This is a genomic window from Acinetobacter sp. YH01011 (genome assembly GCF_013420785.1).
Taxonomy (GTDB): domain Bacteria; phylum Pseudomonadota; class Gammaproteobacteria; order Pseudomonadales; family Moraxellaceae; genus Acinetobacter; species Acinetobacter towneri.
In genome coordinates, this window is sequence record NZ_VOYG01000006.1 from 100495 (window position 1) to 115456 (window position 14962).

Annotated in this window: 17 protein-coding genes and 1 pseudogene; 8 read left to right on the forward strand and 10 right to left on the reverse strand. The window is 37.9% G+C overall.

The features are described from left to right. Positions 1–20: 20 nt before the first annotated feature. Complete coding sequence (locus FTT78_RS05460; protein ID WP_004973490.1) at positions 21–503, reverse strand: hypothetical protein; 483 nt, start codon at positions 501–503, stop codon at positions 21–23. 230 nt (positions 504–733) lie between these two features. Between FTT78_RS05460 and FTT78_RS05465 the strand changes: the two genes are divergently transcribed. Next, positions 734–2167: a GGDEF domain-containing protein gene (locus FTT78_RS05465; protein WP_207973578.1), complete on the forward strand. Its 1434-nt coding sequence runs from the start codon at positions 734–736 to the stop codon at positions 2165–2167. A 51-nt stretch (positions 2168–2218) separates the two neighbouring features. Further along, a complete protein-coding gene (locus tag FTT78_RS05470; protein WP_180043670.1) occupies positions 2219–3709 on the forward strand; it encodes an amidase in 1491 nt (496 codons plus the stop codon). An 87-nt stretch (positions 3710–3796) separates the two neighbouring features. Here FTT78_RS05470 and FTT78_RS05475 read toward each other — a convergent pair whose 3' ends face one another. From FTT78_RS05475 to FTT78_RS05485, 3 genes and pseudogenes are all read right to left on the reverse strand, one after another. Then, complete coding sequence (locus FTT78_RS05475) at positions 3797–4978, reverse strand: MFS transporter (RefSeq protein WP_180005958.1); 1182 nt, start codon at positions 4976–4978, stop codon at positions 3797–3799. Positions 4979–5167: 189 nt separating this feature from the next. Continuing rightward, positions 5168–5368, reverse strand: a pseudogene (locus tag FTT78_RS05480) (I78 family peptidase inhibitor); the annotation flags it as partial. A 236-nt stretch (positions 5369–5604) separates the two neighbouring features. Next, positions 5605–5910 carry a DUF4298 domain-containing protein gene (locus tag FTT78_RS05485; protein ID WP_180043666.1) on the reverse strand — a complete coding sequence of 102 codons (306 nt, stop codon included), beginning with the start codon at positions 5908–5910 and terminating at the stop codon, positions 5605–5607. 265 nt (positions 5911–6175) lie between these two features. On the opposite strand from FTT78_RS05485, the gene FTT78_RS05490 reads away from it, so the two are divergent. Both FTT78_RS05490 and FTT78_RS05495 read left to right on the forward strand, forming a co-directional pair. After that, positions 6176–6529 carry a hypothetical protein gene (locus FTT78_RS05490; RefSeq protein WP_180043664.1) on the forward strand — a complete coding sequence of 118 codons (354 nt, stop codon included), beginning with the start codon at positions 6176–6178 and terminating at the stop codon, positions 6527–6529. 117 nt (positions 6530–6646) lie between these two features. After that, a complete protein-coding gene (locus FTT78_RS05495) occupies positions 6647–7579 on the forward strand; it encodes an IS5-like element IS17 family transposase (protein ID WP_104852498.1) in 933 nt (310 codons plus the stop codon). A 478-nt stretch (positions 7580–8057) separates the two neighbouring features. Here the strand turns inward: FTT78_RS05495 and FTT78_RS05500 are convergent, their stop codons facing one another. Beyond that, positions 8058–8288 (reverse strand): hypothetical protein, encoded by a 231-nt coding sequence (locus tag FTT78_RS05500; RefSeq protein WP_026438431.1) that lies wholly within the window; start codon positions 8286–8288, stop codon positions 8058–8060. A gap of 212 nt (positions 8289–8500) precedes the next feature. Here FTT78_RS05500 and FTT78_RS05505 point away from each other — a divergent pair, with 212 nt between their 5' ends. Continuing rightward, positions 8501–8995, forward strand: coding sequence for a CinA family protein (locus tag FTT78_RS05505; protein ID WP_096901591.1), 495 nt, complete (start codon positions 8501–8503; stop codon positions 8993–8995). A 7-nt stretch (positions 8996–9002) separates the two neighbouring features. Here FTT78_RS05505 and FTT78_RS05510 read toward each other — a convergent pair whose 3' ends face one another. From FTT78_RS05510 to prpB, 4 genes are all read right to left on the reverse strand, one after another. Beyond that, entirely contained in the window at positions 9003–9278 is a 276-nt protein-coding gene (locus tag FTT78_RS05510) for a type II toxin-antitoxin system RelE/ParE family toxin (protein ID WP_004973465.1), read from the reverse strand. Positions 9279–9283: 5 nt separating this feature from the next. Next, a complete protein-coding gene (locus FTT78_RS05515) occupies positions 9284–9505 on the reverse strand; it encodes a hypothetical protein (RefSeq protein ID WP_004973462.1) in 222 nt (73 codons plus the stop codon). A gap of 298 nt (positions 9506–9803) precedes the next feature. After that, the gene (gene prpC, locus FTT78_RS05520) at positions 9804–10940 is read right to left on the reverse strand and encodes a 2-methylcitrate synthase (protein WP_004973461.1); all 1137 of its coding nucleotides are present in this window, start codon (positions 10938–10940) and stop codon (positions 9804–9806) included. A gap of 4 nt (positions 10941–10944) precedes the next feature. After that, entirely contained in the window at positions 10945–11829 is an 885-nt protein-coding gene (gene prpB / locus FTT78_RS05525) for a methylisocitrate lyase (protein WP_180043662.1), read from the reverse strand. A 336-nt stretch (positions 11830–12165) separates the two neighbouring features. On the opposite strand from prpB, the gene FTT78_RS05530 reads away from it, so the two are divergent. The 3 genes from FTT78_RS05530 to FTT78_RS05540 all read left to right on the forward strand — a co-directional run bounded on the left by FTT78_RS05530 (position 12166) and on the right by FTT78_RS05540 (position 14485). Beyond that, complete coding sequence (locus FTT78_RS05530) at positions 12166–12816, forward strand: TetR/AcrR family transcriptional regulator (RefSeq protein ID WP_180043660.1); 651 nt, start codon at positions 12166–12168, stop codon at positions 12814–12816. Positions 12817–12927: 111 nt separating this feature from the next. After that, positions 12928–13848: an ornithine carbamoyltransferase gene (gene argF, locus FTT78_RS05535; protein WP_179989471.1), complete on the forward strand. Its 921-nt coding sequence runs from the start codon at positions 12928–12930 to the stop codon at positions 13846–13848. A 148-nt stretch (positions 13849–13996) separates the two neighbouring features. Further along, positions 13997–14485: a hypothetical protein gene (locus FTT78_RS05540; protein ID WP_004973445.1), complete on the forward strand. Its 489-nt coding sequence runs from the start codon at positions 13997–13999 to the stop codon at positions 14483–14485. 75 nt (positions 14486–14560) lie between these two features. On the opposite strand, the gene FTT78_RS05545 is transcribed toward FTT78_RS05540, so the two are convergent. Further along, entirely contained in the window at positions 14561–14914 is a 354-nt protein-coding gene (locus tag FTT78_RS05545) for a YnfA family protein (protein ID WP_004973443.1), read from the reverse strand. Between the last annotated feature and the right edge of the window lie 48 nt (positions 14915–14962).

Consider the following 14962-nt stretch of genomic DNA (forward strand, 5'->3'; position numbering starts at 1 on the left):
TAGACCAAATAATGAAAAGTTTAAGGCAGGACGCGGTACAACGTCGCAAAACATTGTTCTGCTTTTTCATTACTACAGAAATTAATGGTGTGCGCATTTTTCCATTTTACAAAATATTGTGAAATATCGCCTGTTTGGTCTTCCTGATAACCAGAACAATCCACTTCATTATTGTCATATTTAACTTGCAAAATTAAAGCCGGTAACGAATTTGCAGGGTCTTGTGAAGGTTGATAATCATATACACCTGCAGACCATTCTTGACCGCTTTTAATCACCACATCGCTATTACTTTTAAAGTTGTAATATTCAATACATTTACGATTATTTGGGATTTGCATGCCCCACAGCCCCACAATTTCTGGACGGGTCACCACACGAAATTTATTGGTCGTTTCTGCTGCTACTGGCGTTAACTTGGCTGAATCTATTGTTGTATTTTCATTCGCAATCGCGCAGACAGAACATAAGCTTAAAACTGTGGTTAGATATATTTTTTTCATACATTTATTTAAAGATATAAACCGTTTAGACAACTTAGCATATTTTTAATCCAAATCTGCAAGCATAAACATAAGACAACAATTTTATTTAACGAAAATGTGACTTAGTTTACATTTAATCGACTTTGTAGGTAATGGTTATTTGATATGATCGCCTTTCTGTTGTGAACGTCACACTCATTCAAGTTTTTTTCTTAATTATCAACCCATTGCAAAAGTGAGTTTAGTACTTGCAAAACTTTAGCATACCGCAAACTATATCTTCGACTCAAAAGCAAATATTTGCCTTTGGACTGCTAGCCGTTGTGGTATTTTTTTCTTGTTTATTGGGTATTTTTACTCGCCCACTTAGCTACTTTTCTTTTTTTTGGCCAAGCAACGCCCTCTTGTTGGGGCTACTCATTCGCTTTCCATCTTTAAAAAGTTTTGGTGGAATTTTGGGTGCTTTTTTTGGCTATATGGGCGCCGATTTGGTCACAGACAATACTTTCCTGATGACGCTAGGTTTAACGCTTTCCAACTTTGTAGCTGTTTTTAGTGGGTTGTTTTTCTTTAATTTTGCCCGCGCTAAACTTCCAGCGAGCAATAATAATGTGTCAGAGCTATATCCACATATTATTGCTGTAACTTTAGGCTGTTTCTTTGGGGCTTTATTTGCCATTCTTCTGCTGCCAAATTTGCCGCACACCTTTATGTTAAAAGAAAATCGTTGGATTGATTTTTTTACTTGGTGGTCTGGTGAAATTTTAAATGCGGTAATTGTCTTACCTTTAATTTTGGCTGCCCCAGGCTGGTCTAAATTCAAAAAACTTATAAATAATCAATATGCTAAAGAAACTCAAATTCAGGATATCTTGCCCTTTTTTGCATTACTGATCTCTATCGCCTGCACCCATATTTTCTATGGGCCAGGCGCACTATTATATCCATTGGCTGCGTTAATTTGGGCAGCTGCCAGCTATCAACTTTTCAATTTGGCACTGATTAATAGCTTGGTCTGTTTAACTCTGTATCACAGCGTCACAGGCTTGTTTATAGATCAAGTGAATTCGAGTTATTTAACCACCATTATTTCTATTCGTGTGGGTTTAATTATTTTAGGTCTTGCCACGTTAATTTTATGTGTGATTAGCCAAAACCGAAATCAGTTGTATAGAGAAGTATTGTATTTGGCAAATCATGACAGTTTAACCGAAACACTGAACCGCCGTAGTTTTACTCAGTTAAGTGAAAAAGCTTTAAAGCATAAAAACAATCATTCATTGTCTTTAATTATGTTAGATATCGACGATTTTAAAAAAATGAATGATCAATATGGGCATTATGTCGGTGACCGTGCTTTGCAACATCTCTCTAACATCGTTAAAAGCAATTTACGTGATCACGATTTATTTTGTCGCATTGGTGGTGAAGAGTTCATTATTTTGCTGAACAATAATAACTTAAATAAAACTCAACGCATTGCAGAACGTATTCGTATGTGTATTGAACATCAAGCGTTAAATTTAGAAAACCTTGAACCCATTCATTTTACAGTAAGCATGGGCGTGTCACATACACACTTACCCACCAATCTCCCTTTACAAGATTTAATTATTCAGGCAGATCAGGCGCTATATCAGGCAAAAATGCAAGGTCGTAATCGGGTCATTCTTGCTTCTTAAACAAAAATAGCATACAACATCAATTTGACAATACAGATTTTCAGGATTGAAATGAAACTTGCAGAATACCTCCAATATGATGCTTTAGGCTTGGCAGAGCTCGTTGCCAAAAAGGATGTTCAGGCCTCAGAATTATTAGATATTGCGTTACAACGTGCTGAACAAACCAATCCACAATTAAATGCCATTATTATTCCTATGCATGAACATGCACGGCAGCGCACACAAACAAAATTAACAGGCCCATTTGCAGGTGTGCCCTTTTTAGTCAAAGACTTATTTCAACAATATGCAGGCTATCCGACTTCATTTGGTTGTCAGGGTTTAAAACGTGCGCATCATCTTGCAGAACAAAATGCAGAAATTGTAAATCGTTGGGAAAATAGCGGAATCGTTACCTTTGGACGTACCAACACGCCTGAATTTGGGATTAAAGGGATAACCGAGCCAGATGCTTGGGGTACATGTAAAAATCCATGGAATTTGAAACACAATAGTGGTGGTTCTTCTGGTGGTTCTGCGTCTGCAGTTGCGGCAGGTATTGTGCCGATTGCAGGGGCAAGTGATGGCGGTGGTTCAATTCGTATTCCTGCGTCTTACTGTGGTTTGTTTGGTTTAAAACCAAGTCGTGGACGCACCCCGTGGGGGCCACAACTCAGTGAAGCCATGCATGGTGCAGCGATGCAACATATTTTAAGTAAAAGTGTACGTGACAATGCGGCAATGCTCGATGCAACGCATGGCGCAGATGGTCATTCACTTTTCAAAATTGAAGCTCCTGAACGCAGTTATTTAGATGCAATTCAGCAAGCGCCAAAAAAATTAAGAATCGCATATTCGACCCAATCTCCGATTGGTACAGCTGTTTCACAAGATGCCATCAATGCCATTCAAAAAACCGTACAGCTTTTAGAATCTTTAGGGCATGAAGTGGTTGAAGACCGTCCTGCTATTGATGGCATGCAATTGGCCAAAGATTTCATTACCACATGGTTTAGCCAATTTGCTTATTTAATTGCTGAAATTCAAACTCGCCTGCCAAATCATTCCGATAATTTTGAGCTCGACTCTTTGGCTTTGGCTGCCTTTGGCACAAAAACCACGTCAGTAGATTACATTCGCAATTTGAATAATTGGGGGGTATATGTCGCACAAATGAATCAATTCTTTGAGCGTTATGATTTATACCTTATTCCTGCAACAGCTTCAGTTGCACCGAAAAATGGCGAAGTGAAAACCCCTGCATGGCAAAAACCAATTTTAAAAACACTATTACATGCAGGTAAAGCACATTGGTTAGCGCAAGGTAAATTGGTCGATCGCATTGTCAAAGAAAACCTAAAATGGGTGCCATTTACTCAACTTGCCAATATTACAGGGCTGCCTGCAATGTCTGTGCCTTTGTATTGGAATAAAGATAACTTACCATTGGGTTCGCAGTTTATTGCGCCTTTTGCACGTGAAGATGTGCTTTTACAACTGGCTGCACAACTCGAAGCAGCTCAACCGTGGTGGCAGCAGTACGCTAAAATCCGTATTTAATGTAGCAATCAATTAGTAAGAAGCAAGCAAACTATACCCATCCAACTTTGCTTGCTTCTATTTTTGATAAAAGAACGCTATTACCAACTAGGCTTTGGTATCGCTCGACATTAACTGCGATTCTAATTGCTTTGGCAATCCCCAAATAAAACACAGACCAATCAGTGTAGATAATCCTGCAAAAATAAAAATCCATTCGCCTGAAACAATATCCCAATAATGCCCTGCCAAAATACTCCCCAGTGCAACCCCTAACCCCCACATGGTACTGTAAAGTGCTTGCCCGCGACCTTGTTGCCCTGCAGAAAAGTTTTGAAAAATCACCCGCATGGCAATGATATGAAATAAGCCAAAACTAAAGGCATGAACACTTTGTGCAAAAAATTGCGCAAAAAATATGGATGGAAATAAACCGACAATTACCCAGCGTAAGCCTGTCAAAATTAAACATACAGCAACCAGTGAACGCCAAGACCAACGCTTTAAAAACAAACTTGCGTAGGCAAACATAATAATTTCAGCAATCACTCCGACAGACCACAAGAAACCGATCTGACTTGTGCTAAAGCCTGCCTGACTTAAAAAATTACTGTAGAAACTATAAAATGGCGCATGCGAAAACAGTAAAATCAATTCAATTATAAAAAATGAATAGACTACTGGGCGCTTTAAAATAGGCAATAAGGGTTCAAGTTGTTTTTGTGCAATGGGTGCGGAGCTTGGTTCTTGAATACTGAATGACCATAGAAATGCCAGTAAAGAAATACTGAGTAGCAACATCGGTAACATGGAGATTGGTATAATTTCCAAAATAGCACCTATGCCAAAAACCCCGACAATAAAACCTATAGAGCCCCATTTACGCACTTTGCCATAGAGTTCCGCACGTTTCTCGCCCAACCAAAACAAAGTCACGCCTTCAAATTGTGCCAAAATTGCGTTTTGGAAAAAGCTAAAAATTAGCATGAGTAATGCAACAGACTGAAAGCTATTCGGAACAATAAAAATCAGTAACCAAATACTGGCTTCCATCCAAGTTGCGATGCGCACCAAAAGCATCCGTTTGCCTGATTTATCGGCAATCCATCCCCAAATAAAAGGCGCGAAAAAGCGCGTTAAAATGGCAATAGAAGATAAAACACCAATTTCCTGATAATTAAAGCCCTGATCTTCTAAATACAGGCTCCAAAAAGGCAAAAACGTCCCAACAATTGCGTAGTAAAAAAAGTAGAATCCACCTAAGCGTGTCGATATATTCAAGGCTTGCATCAATGTGTATTTCCTTGATTTTTCAAACACATAAATAAGTGCATTATCTGACCTGATCTAAAATTTTATGACAACCGATATATTAACACTGTAGTCCTTTAATTTTGAGTGATTGGCTGATTAAAACGCAAAACCCTGAAAATCAGAGCAAATTTTCAGGGTAATATTGAGAAAATTTCTTAAAATTGTTTAGCCGCAAGAAGCTTGTAGAATAATTTTAGTTTTCGGATCGACCACCACAGTGACGCGATTCATACGATAATCCATTGTTACAGGCTGACCCGGTGCAACCATTCTCACAATTTCAGCTCGGGTAAGCGCTTTAATTTGTGTTTCAGTCAAACCTGTTTTACCAACTAACTGCGCAGCAGATTCTGGGACACAATTTTGCATGGTCTGTGGCACCTGAGTTTGTTCATTTATAGGCTGATTACTACACGCCGCTAAAGTTGCCACATTTAAAACAGCCAAAACACTATATAACTTTTTCATGTTGATACTCATTTTTAATTTTTTCAAACCAACTCAAAATAACATAACTGATTCAATGCACAGTGAATTTACTGAATAAAACTGTGATGATAATTTTATTGATCAAAATAAATTAGATGTAAGTTCGGATTAAGTTAATTCTCTATCGCACTTATACTCAGTTTCATCCAATCAATTGCCTGCTGGCGACGTTCTTCCGAAGCATTCCATAGCGTATCTTGCGATAATATAGAATATTCCCCTTCGCGGCAGCTAAGTTCAGGCGCATTTTCATAGTCCTCAAGCCATTGTTCACTTTGATAATAGGCCTGTAATTCTTGCCAGAGCTTTTCTGCAGCTTGCCATTTTTGCTGCGCTTCTCGCATCTGTCGATGTAAATCATGCCATTGCTCATATTGTTGCTGTAAAACCTGAGCATCGTACATTTTATTTTTACTCATAGCTGAAATTCAAAAATTAAGATGACATGAGCGTACAATAATTCAAGATCAAGGAATGTGAGTGTATGTAGGTTTTATTTAAAGAAACATATATTGCTATATTTTTTTGCATTAATTTTTAAAGAAGACAATTCCTGATTGATTTAGTCAACTTTAGCTTCATTACTTTCAGTAAAATTTAGTATAAAAGTGTAATTCCATCTTTTTATCAAAAGTTAAAGTCATTAGTATAAGTTTGCTTCAATTTTTTAGAAAAGGTACAAAAATGAAATATATTTTAGGGGCAACATTACTTGCATTCGGTTTAATGGGATGTAACTCAAATTCAAATAATGAAGTGAGCCAAGAAAAAGTACAAAGTAATGCACCTGCAGAAACACAAGTTATTTATTTTAATGGCCCACAAGATTTAACCATTGAATTAAAATCTTCAGATAATTTTGAAACTGCAGAAATGGTAGATAATTCAGACACAGTTTATCATTTAAAACGTGCTGTATCTGGTAGCGGTATTTTACTGAGCAATGATGATGGTGTATCTATTCACTTTAAAGGTGGTGAAGGAGTACTTGAGTTAGTCAAAGATCAGCCTATTAATATTACTGAATTTAAAAAATAGATTTTTTGCTGATTTTAGGCATACATAAGGACGAAAGTAATAATACTATTGGTAATTACATAGGGCTTTGTTGCACAAACCTATCTGTAAAGGCTTTTTCAGCGATATAATTTTCAAATGAAGAAGCCTACACACAAAATCTACCGCACAACCAATTGGCCCGCATATAACCGAGCACTCATGAGTCGCGGAAATATTGTCATTTGGTTTGATCCTGCTACGCAATGGTATGCTCCATCAAAAGGCAAACAAGGGCGAAATCAAACCTACTCCGACGCAGCTATCCAATGCTGCTTAATGATTAAATCCTTATTCCGTCTATCTTTACGTATGGTCACTGGCTTTGTGCAAAGTCTGATTGAACTTTGCGGATTAAATTGGACCGCACCAGATTACAGTACGCTTTGTAGAAGACAAAAGCATATTGATATTGCAATCAGCTACCAAAAAAGTAGCGATGGGCTGCATCTACTCGTAGACTCTACAGGCATGAAGTTTCTAGGTGAGGGCGAATGGAAACGCAAGAAACATGGAGCTGAATATCGTCGCCAATGGCGTAAACTACATATTGGTATAGATGCCAAAACCCTACAAATACGCGCTATTCAGCTCACAACCAATAATGTCAGTGATTCACAGGTGCTTGGTGATTTACTTAATCAGATTCCACAAGATGAGCAGATTGACTCTGTTTATACCGATGGAGCTTATGACACCAAGCAATGCCGTCAGGTCATTGCAGATCGGCAAGCACATGCGGTGATTCCACCTAGAAAAAATGCGAAACCATGGAAAGATACAAAGATCAGCTCGCTAGAGCGAAATGAATTACTTCGAACAGTTAAACGTTTAGGCAGGACGTTATGGAAAAAATGGTCAGGCTATCATCGCCGCAGTTTGGTGGAAACCAAGATGCATTGCATCAAATTATTAGGCGATAAATTAATGGCAAGAAGCTTTCCTAGTCAGGTGAATGAAATTCATGCACGTGTAGCAGTCCTCAACAGATTTACGGAATTAGGTCGACCACTTACCCAAGTTACGCCTTAAATTTGGCTCAATTAGGGGCGCTTTGCATTTCAAATCTTTGTGCAACAAAGCCATTTTATCTAAGAAAAACACTTTATTATTTAACAATATAATAAAAACCAAAATGTAACACGCATTCAAAAAATACGTTAAAATTCAATTATATTTTGTTCTATCTGTCATGATTATATTTTTAAGATATTTTAATTAATTTTCTCTCTATCTCAATTATCAGTCTGTTTAAATAAAAATTGATCTAAAAAACATAAGCTTATTTAAGCCATTACAGCCCGTTTGAAAAATGCTAATCTACAAAAATACCAACACAAATATGTGACGTAGTTAGCATTTTTAATCAATTCTTCAATTTTTTCTTGTGATGTGAAATACAATTTTTTGCATCCAGTGACTAAAAAAACACCAACTTCGATACGCTCCACTGATGCTCAATCATTCTGCTGTTATATTGAAGCTCTGACTAATCTAGATTGAAATGACTTTAAATCACCAAAACTCTGACAATGATGGTTTGATGTTCTTCATTTTCCTCAATCAACTGTAAACGCTTTTGTTCTTTACTCACCACTTTAAAGCGCAAGTTTTGATATTCAATAATGCTTGGAATTTGGTCAAAATATTGTGCATCAGCATCAATTTCATCCTCAAATAATGATGTACCAAGTTGATAGTCCAAACTTTTTAAAACGATATATTTCACCGTTGTTTTCATCACAGCATCCTTTTTATTACTTTTTGCTTTACTTTTATTTGTATCACCGTTCATGCCACGATTAAACCTATAATTGTAAATTTTACTGTATTTATAGGCAGTTATATCGTGAACATTCTTATTTTAGCATTTCACTTTTTGATGTTTTTTCGCACAAGTCGACAAAATTCAGTACACTTGAGCAACTTATTCTATTCACTTGCAGATTTATCATGCTCAAACAATGCTGTGCCATACTTGAACAACGCCAACAGACTGTGGCTTTTATTGAAAGTGCCAGCTCAGGTTACTTATGTAGTCAGTTTTCTATTTATAAAAATAGCGGTGCCAATATTTTACTTGGTGGATTAGTCAGTTACGACCCAAGCATTAAACGTGAGATTTTGCATGTGAATAGTGACTTAATTGCCACCTATACCGCTGAATCCGCAGAAGTCACACAAGCCATGGCAGTTCAAGGCAAAAAACTATTTCAACATGCAGATTTTATTGTGGCATGCACAGGGTTACTGAAACCAGGCGGCAGTGCCACACCAGAAAAACCTGTAGGGACATTTTTTATCGCCATTCATTATCAGCAGCAAACTTTTCAGTACAAATATTTTTTAGATGGCAATCCATTACAACGACTAGAACAGCTCACTCTGTTAGTCGCTCAAGACCTGATTGATCTAATGCAAGATACAAACACTTGTACTGCACCCTGAAGTAAACCTATCTTTTTAAGTCTCTATAAAAATTCTCATGACTGCCCAATTTTAAAAGATAGAGTGTCATGATTTCGTCATCACTCACAGAGTAAGCCAGTAGCACAAGCTGTTTGTCCATTTTAAATTTATAAACAAATACTCCTGCTAAATCCCCCACTTTAGCTTCTCCGATATCAGGATTATTCCAAACGGTTATTACGGCATTATCAACATCTTTTTTCTGCTGCTTGGTTAGTTTTTTCACTGTCCGTTCAAATAAGGGAGTTTGTTGTATATTCATTGAACTCAACCAAAGCTATATGGTGTTGTATTCCCTGCTTTGACATGCGCCATACTAAGCAACAAATCTGCTATATCTTGAAAAGTTAAATCGGGATTGTCTTGTGCGATTTTTCCAATTTTAGCCCAGTACTCAATTTGTTTAGTTGCACTTCTACTTTCAGCCATCCCGTAAATCTTTGCTGATTCAACAATATCGCTGTCGATTTTAACTGCTACATGTGACATTGCTTTTTCCTCATATTAATTATGGAATAAATTTTAGCCAATCATGCAACCATTTACAACCTTAAGAAACAAAATACAACAACCTTCTTTTATGATCAAATATTTAAAAATGCGCTATCGTACGCCCGATCTTTTTTAATTCTCTAACGCTTCAATAATTACTCATTGTATTTTTGACTACCCTCATCCAAACCTCAAAAAAAATAAGGTTCCATTGCTTAACAATGAAACCTTATCTTCAGCCTAAACTGCTGCATCACATGATGTTCATGCACGGTACAGCTTTTTAGACAACCAATTAAGCAGCCGAACGCTCTGCAATTGGTACAACTTTACGCAATTCTGGGCCTGTATAATCTGCACTTGGGCGGATAATACGGTTATCTGCACGCTGTTCCATCACGTGTGCTGCCCAACCTGTTACACGGCTCATCACAAAGATTGGTGTAAATAGTTTGGTCGCAATACCCATAAAGTGATACGCAGACGCATGGAAGAAGTCAGCATTACAGAATAATTTCTTCTCACGCCACATCACTTCTTCACAACGCACCGATACAGGATAAAGTACTGTATCACCTACATCTTGCGCTAAACGCTCAGACCAGATTTTGATGATGCCGTTACGTGGATCATTGTCTTTATAAATCGCATGACCAAAGCCCATGATCTTTTCTTTACGTTCCAACTTGCCTAGCATTTCACGTTCAGCTTCTTCTGGCGATGTCCAATTTTCAATCATTTCCATCGCTGCTTCATTCGCGCCACCGTGTAATGGGCCACGTAATGAACCAATCGCGCCTGTAATACATGAATGCATGTCAGACAAAGTTGATGCGCAAACACGTGCTGTAAATGTTGATGCGTTGAACTCATGCTCTGCATACAAAATTAATGACACATTCATGACTTGTTCATGCAATTCATTTGGTTTTTCACCACGTAATAAATGCAGGAATTGTGCGCCAATTGAATCATCATCCGTATTTTCTTCAATACGCACGCCATCGTGGCTATAACGATACCAGTAGCAAATAATAGCTGGCAAAGTCGCCAAGATGCGGTCTGCTACATCTTGTTGCTGTTCAAATGACTGTTCGGTTTCTAAGTTACCTAGCATTGAAACACCTGTACGCATCACATCCATTGGGTGTGAATCTGCAGGAATACGCTCAAGCACTTCTTTGAGTGCTTGAGGCAATGCACGTAAAGATTTCAATTTTGCTTTATAGGCAGCCAATTGCTCTGAAGTCGGCAATTCACCAAAGAAAATCAAGTATGCAACTTCTTCAAACTGACAGTTTTCTGCCAAGTCTTGCACATCATAACCACGGTAAGTTAAGCCTGCGCCACTTTTACCAACAGTTGAGAGTGAGGTTTTACCTGCCACTTGTCCACGCAATCCTGCGCCTGTGAGTACTTTTCCTTCAGCCATTTTTTTAATTCTCCTGTTTGAACAGCTTGTCTAATGTATTTTCAAAAGTATGATAATCAAGGAATTCGTATAATTCTTTACGTTGTTGCATTTTGTCTAAGACATTCACTTGCGTGCCATCTTTACGAATGGATTGCATCACTTCAAGTGCTGCTTTTTGCATAGCACGAGTTGGTGAAAGTGGATACAACACCATACGAATACCCTGCTCCGCCAATTCTTCTGTGGTGTAGTATGGGGTATCACCAAATTCAGTAATGTTTGCAAGTACTGGTACACCAACTGCATCACATACTGTTTTATACATGGTAATGTCTGTCATCGCTTCAGCAAAAATTGCATCTGCACCCGCTTCCACACATGCACAAGCACGGTCAATCACCGCTTGCAAACCTTCTTTTTGCAAGGCATCTGTACGTGCCATGACTACAAAGTTTGAATCAGTTTTTGCATCAACCGCAGCTTTAATTCGATCGACCATTTCTTGCTGAGTTACAATTTCTTTGTTTGGACGATGTCCGCAACGCTTTTGTGCAACCTGATCTTCAATGTGTACTGCAGCAGCACCTGCAGCAATCATTTGCTTAATACTGCGGGCAATATTAAATGCACCACCCCAACCTGTATCAATATCCACCAATAATGGAGTATCTACACGCTCAGTAATACGACGCACATCTTCCAAGACGTTGTCTAAACTGGTCATGCCCAAGTCAGGTAAACCGTAAGAGTAATTGGCGACACCTGCGCCAGATAAATAAATGGCTTTATAGCCAACCTGCTTTGCCATCATTGCAGCATAAGCATTTACCGTGCCGATAATTTGTAATGGCTTTTCCACTTCTAAAGCTTTTCTGAATCTTAAGCCCGCAGATGTTTGTTCTATCATCTTCCTTTCCGCTTTTCTTACTATATTTTTCGAGGTTTGAGTATATCGGGAATGCAACGCTGCGCCATGACTTTTTAGAATCTATGCTCTAAAACTTTAGTCAAATAATTCGAAATTTTATTGCACAATAAATTTTCGTGATATTGCTTATTATTTAAATTTAATAAACATAGCTTTTTTGCATACTAAATAAGCAAAATTTAGCTTATTTTGAGTGTATTTCTATTTTTTCTAAATTCAAGCACGCTGCCCGTACACTTCAACACAGCACGCTGTGCATAAATTTGCTATAATAACAATCTCTCCCTTTGATCATTTGCTGAAATATTATCCAATATGCAAGATATCGCTCATTTAACCCCTTTCGGTAAAGATGTCCCTCCTACAAAGCGTGGACATGAGCGATGTGTGGCGCTGCTCGTCAGTGCAACTGATCTGTTTTTAGAACGTGGCTACGATGCAGTATCTTTAGATGATATTGTGCAGCATGCTGGCGGTTCTAAAGCTTCTATTTATAAATACTTTGGTAATAAAGAAGGCTTGTTTAAGGCGATTTGTGATTATCGCCGTGACAAGTTTTTTCAGGATATTCACATCCCTTTTGAACAAATAGATTCTAATTTACGTGGTTATTTGGTTCAAACCTTGCTGAATTTTTATCATCATATTCTAGCGCCTGAAAATGCAGCTTTTATGCGTTTAGTTTTAGAGCAAAGTCAGCGCAACCCCGACATTGCCTTGCATATTCATGAGCGTGGCCCTCTGCACGTGCAATTGTGCATTGCCAAAGTGCTAGAGCATGCCAGCCAACAAGGGCTCATTCGCTGCGAACACCCTGTTTATTCGGCACAATTGTATTTTGGAATTTTAAGAAATTTAGAATGGCGCATTATTATGGGCATTCCAAAACAAGAAGCTGAACAAGAAACAATCAATTATGTAAGTTATTGTGTAGATCGCTTTCTAGACGCCCATCAAAAAGTCTAGTTTTTTTGCAATTTCTTCATCCTATAGTATATTAGCCGATTCCCTTTTTCACTTAACCAACCAACAACTAATTGTTGTTTTTCTCATTCAGCAATTATTGTGGAGTAACGAATGGCTCTACGTCACTTTCTAACATTACGCGATTTATCGACTTTAGAACTGAATCAAATTTTGCAACGCGCCATTGAGCTTAAGCGTAAACAGCATAACAATGAAGTTTTCCAACCCTTTGTGGGCAAAGTCTTGGGAATGATTTTTGAAAAATCTAGTACCCGAACTCGTGTATCGTTTGAAGCAGGTATGAGTCAGTTTGGTGGCAGCGCAATTTTCCTATCATCACGTGACACACAGTTAGGCCGTGGTGAACCGATTGAAGATTCTGCACGTGTCATTTCAAGCATGCTTGACATTGTGATGATTCGTACCTTTGGTCACGACATTGTAGAACGCTTTGCTTCTTACTCTAAAGTTCCTGTGATCAATGCCTTAACTGACGATCATCACCCATGCCAACTCCTTGCAGACATGCAAACCTATGTTGAACACCGTGGTTCAATTGAAGGTAAAACTGTGGCGTGGATTGGTGATGGCAACAATATGTGTAACTCATATATTGAAGCAGCACACATGTGGGGCTTTAATTTAAAAATTGCGACACCGAAAGGTTATGAGCCAGAACAGCGTTTCCTGTCTGAATTTGCACACTGCGTAGAATTGGTCGATTCTGCTGAAGATGCAGCAGTGAATGCTGACCTAATTGTGACCGATGTATGGGCAAGCATGGGACAGGAAGAAGAACAAAAAATTCGTGAAAAAGCGTTTGCAGACTATCAAGTGAATGAACGCTTGATGGATTTAGCACACCCTGATTGTTTATTTATGCACTGCTTACCTGCGCACCGTGGTGAAGAAATTTCTGAAAATATGCTCGATCACAAAAATGCTGTAGTGTGGGATGAAGCAGAAAATCGCTTACATGCTCAAAAAGCATTGGTTGAGTTTTTATTGAATGAAAATCTTAAAAAAGACTAAGCTTTAAAACCCGTCTTAAATATTCGCAAAACTTTGATGAGTTTTGTTACAAACAGCACCAAAAGGTGCTGTTTTTTTATTTGGCTCGCTATAATCTTGAGTTATGGTCTATTTTTCTAAAATTTCTAAAAGAGCCTAGATAAACAATATGATTGATAAAACACTTGCCACAATTACGCTGTGCACTACTACACTGATCGCGAGTGCTTCACTCTATGCCAAAGCCAGTGAATTAGATCAATATTTAGTCCAACAAAAGATTCTAAGTGCAGATTATAAAATTCAAAATATCGTCGCTTTAAATGAAATTTTAGATGTCATTAGTGATGAAGATTCTCGTACTATGCCTTATCAGGTCGATCAAAATACAGTGATTGAACAAAGTACGGCGACAGACAAACAAATCAATATTCGTGGCATGATTATTTCACCTGACTTCACGCAGTTTGTAGAAAGTACGGGTTATAACAATGTCAAAAATATGATTAAACAAAACTTAATTCATAATTGTGAATCTATTTTTGAGCATCAGTTCCAACGGGTAAATCCCTATGTATTGAATTTAAAACTCAGTGCAGAAAAAACCCAGTTTAATGTGCAATTGGCAAATAGCGAGTGCCAATTTAAAGCAGACTAAACTGTATTTAAAACTAAAACAACCTCAGCTTTAAGATTTAATGCCTAAGGTTTAATGCGTAAACCCAAATATAACCTAACGTATTAAACCTTGCGGTTGTAAAATAATGATCAATGCGCCTAAAACTACTATCATTCCACCGAACATATCCCAACGTGTTAAATTGACTTGATCTACATACTTTAACCAAATCAAGGCTGTACAAATATAAATACCACCATAAGCCGCATAAATTCGCCCCGATGCCGCAGGATGTAGAGTCAATAACCACACAAAAGCCGCTAAGGCTAAAATTGTTGGCAGCCATAACCACTGTGATTTCCCCTGATTTAAAATCAAATAAGGAAAATAACAGCCTAATATTTCCATAACTGCCGTAACAAAAAACAAGAACGTTGTGCTGGCAATTTTAGTGATCTGAAAATCCATAAATCCTGTGTGGTCTCTCTTTTAGCAGTAACGATTCAAGTTCACGCA

What these genes read in the sequence shown, in the direction of transcription:
- FTT78_RS05460 (WP_004973490.1), bottom strand. Translation starts at nt 503, where the DNA reads ATGAAAAAAATATATCTAACCACAGTTTTAAGCTTATGTTCTGTCTGC.
- FTT78_RS05470 (WP_180043670.1), top strand. Translation starts at nt 2,219, where the DNA reads ATGAAACTTGCAGAATACCTCCAATATGATGCTTTAGGCTTGGCAGAG.
- FTT78_RS05475 (WP_180005958.1), bottom strand. Translation starts at nt 4,978, where the DNA reads ATGCAAGCCTTGAATATATCGACACGCTTAGGTGGATTCTACTTTTTT.
- FTT78_RS05485 (WP_180043666.1), bottom strand. Translation starts at nt 5,910, where the DNA reads ATGAGTAAAAATAAAATGTACGATGCTCAGGTTTTACAGCAACAATAT.
- FTT78_RS05490 (WP_180043664.1), top strand. Translation starts at nt 6,176, where the DNA reads ATGAAATATATTTTAGGGGCAACATTACTTGCATTCGGTTTAATGGGA.
- FTT78_RS05495 (WP_104852498.1), top strand. Translation starts at nt 6,647, where the DNA reads ATGAAGAAGCCTACACACAAAATCTACCGCACAACCAATTGGCCCGCA.
- FTT78_RS05500 (WP_026438431.1), bottom strand. Translation starts at nt 8,288, where the DNA reads ATGAAAACAACGGTGAAATATATCGTTTTAAAAAGTTTGGACTATCAA.
- FTT78_RS05505 (WP_096901591.1), top strand. Translation starts at nt 8,501, where the DNA reads ATGCTCAAACAATGCTGTGCCATACTTGAACAACGCCAACAGACTGTG.
- FTT78_RS05510 (WP_004973465.1), bottom strand. Translation starts at nt 9,278, where the DNA reads ATGAATATACAACAAACTCCCTTATTTGAACGGACAGTGAAAAAACTA.
- FTT78_RS05515 (WP_004973462.1), bottom strand. Translation starts at nt 9,505, where the DNA reads ATGTCACATGTAGCAGTTAAAATCGACAGCGATATTGTTGAATCAGCA.
- prpC (WP_004973461.1), bottom strand. Translation starts at nt 10,940, where the DNA reads ATGGCTGAAGGAAAAGTACTCACAGGCGCAGGATTGCGTGGACAAGTG.
- prpB (WP_180043662.1), bottom strand. Translation starts at nt 11,829, where the DNA reads ATGATAGAACAAACATCTGCGGGCTTAAGATTCAGAAAAGCTTTAGAA.
- FTT78_RS05530 (WP_180043660.1), top strand. Translation starts at nt 12,166, where the DNA reads ATGCAAGATATCGCTCATTTAACCCCTTTCGGTAAAGATGTCCCTCCT.
- argF (WP_179989471.1), top strand. Translation starts at nt 12,928, where the DNA reads ATGGCTCTACGTCACTTTCTAACATTACGCGATTTATCGACTTTAGAA.
- FTT78_RS05540 (WP_004973445.1), top strand. Translation starts at nt 13,997, where the DNA reads ATGATTGATAAAACACTTGCCACAATTACGCTGTGCACTACTACACTG.
- FTT78_RS05545 (WP_004973443.1), bottom strand. Translation starts at nt 14,914, where the DNA reads ATGGATTTTCAGATCACTAAAATTGCCAGCACAACGTTCTTGTTTTTT.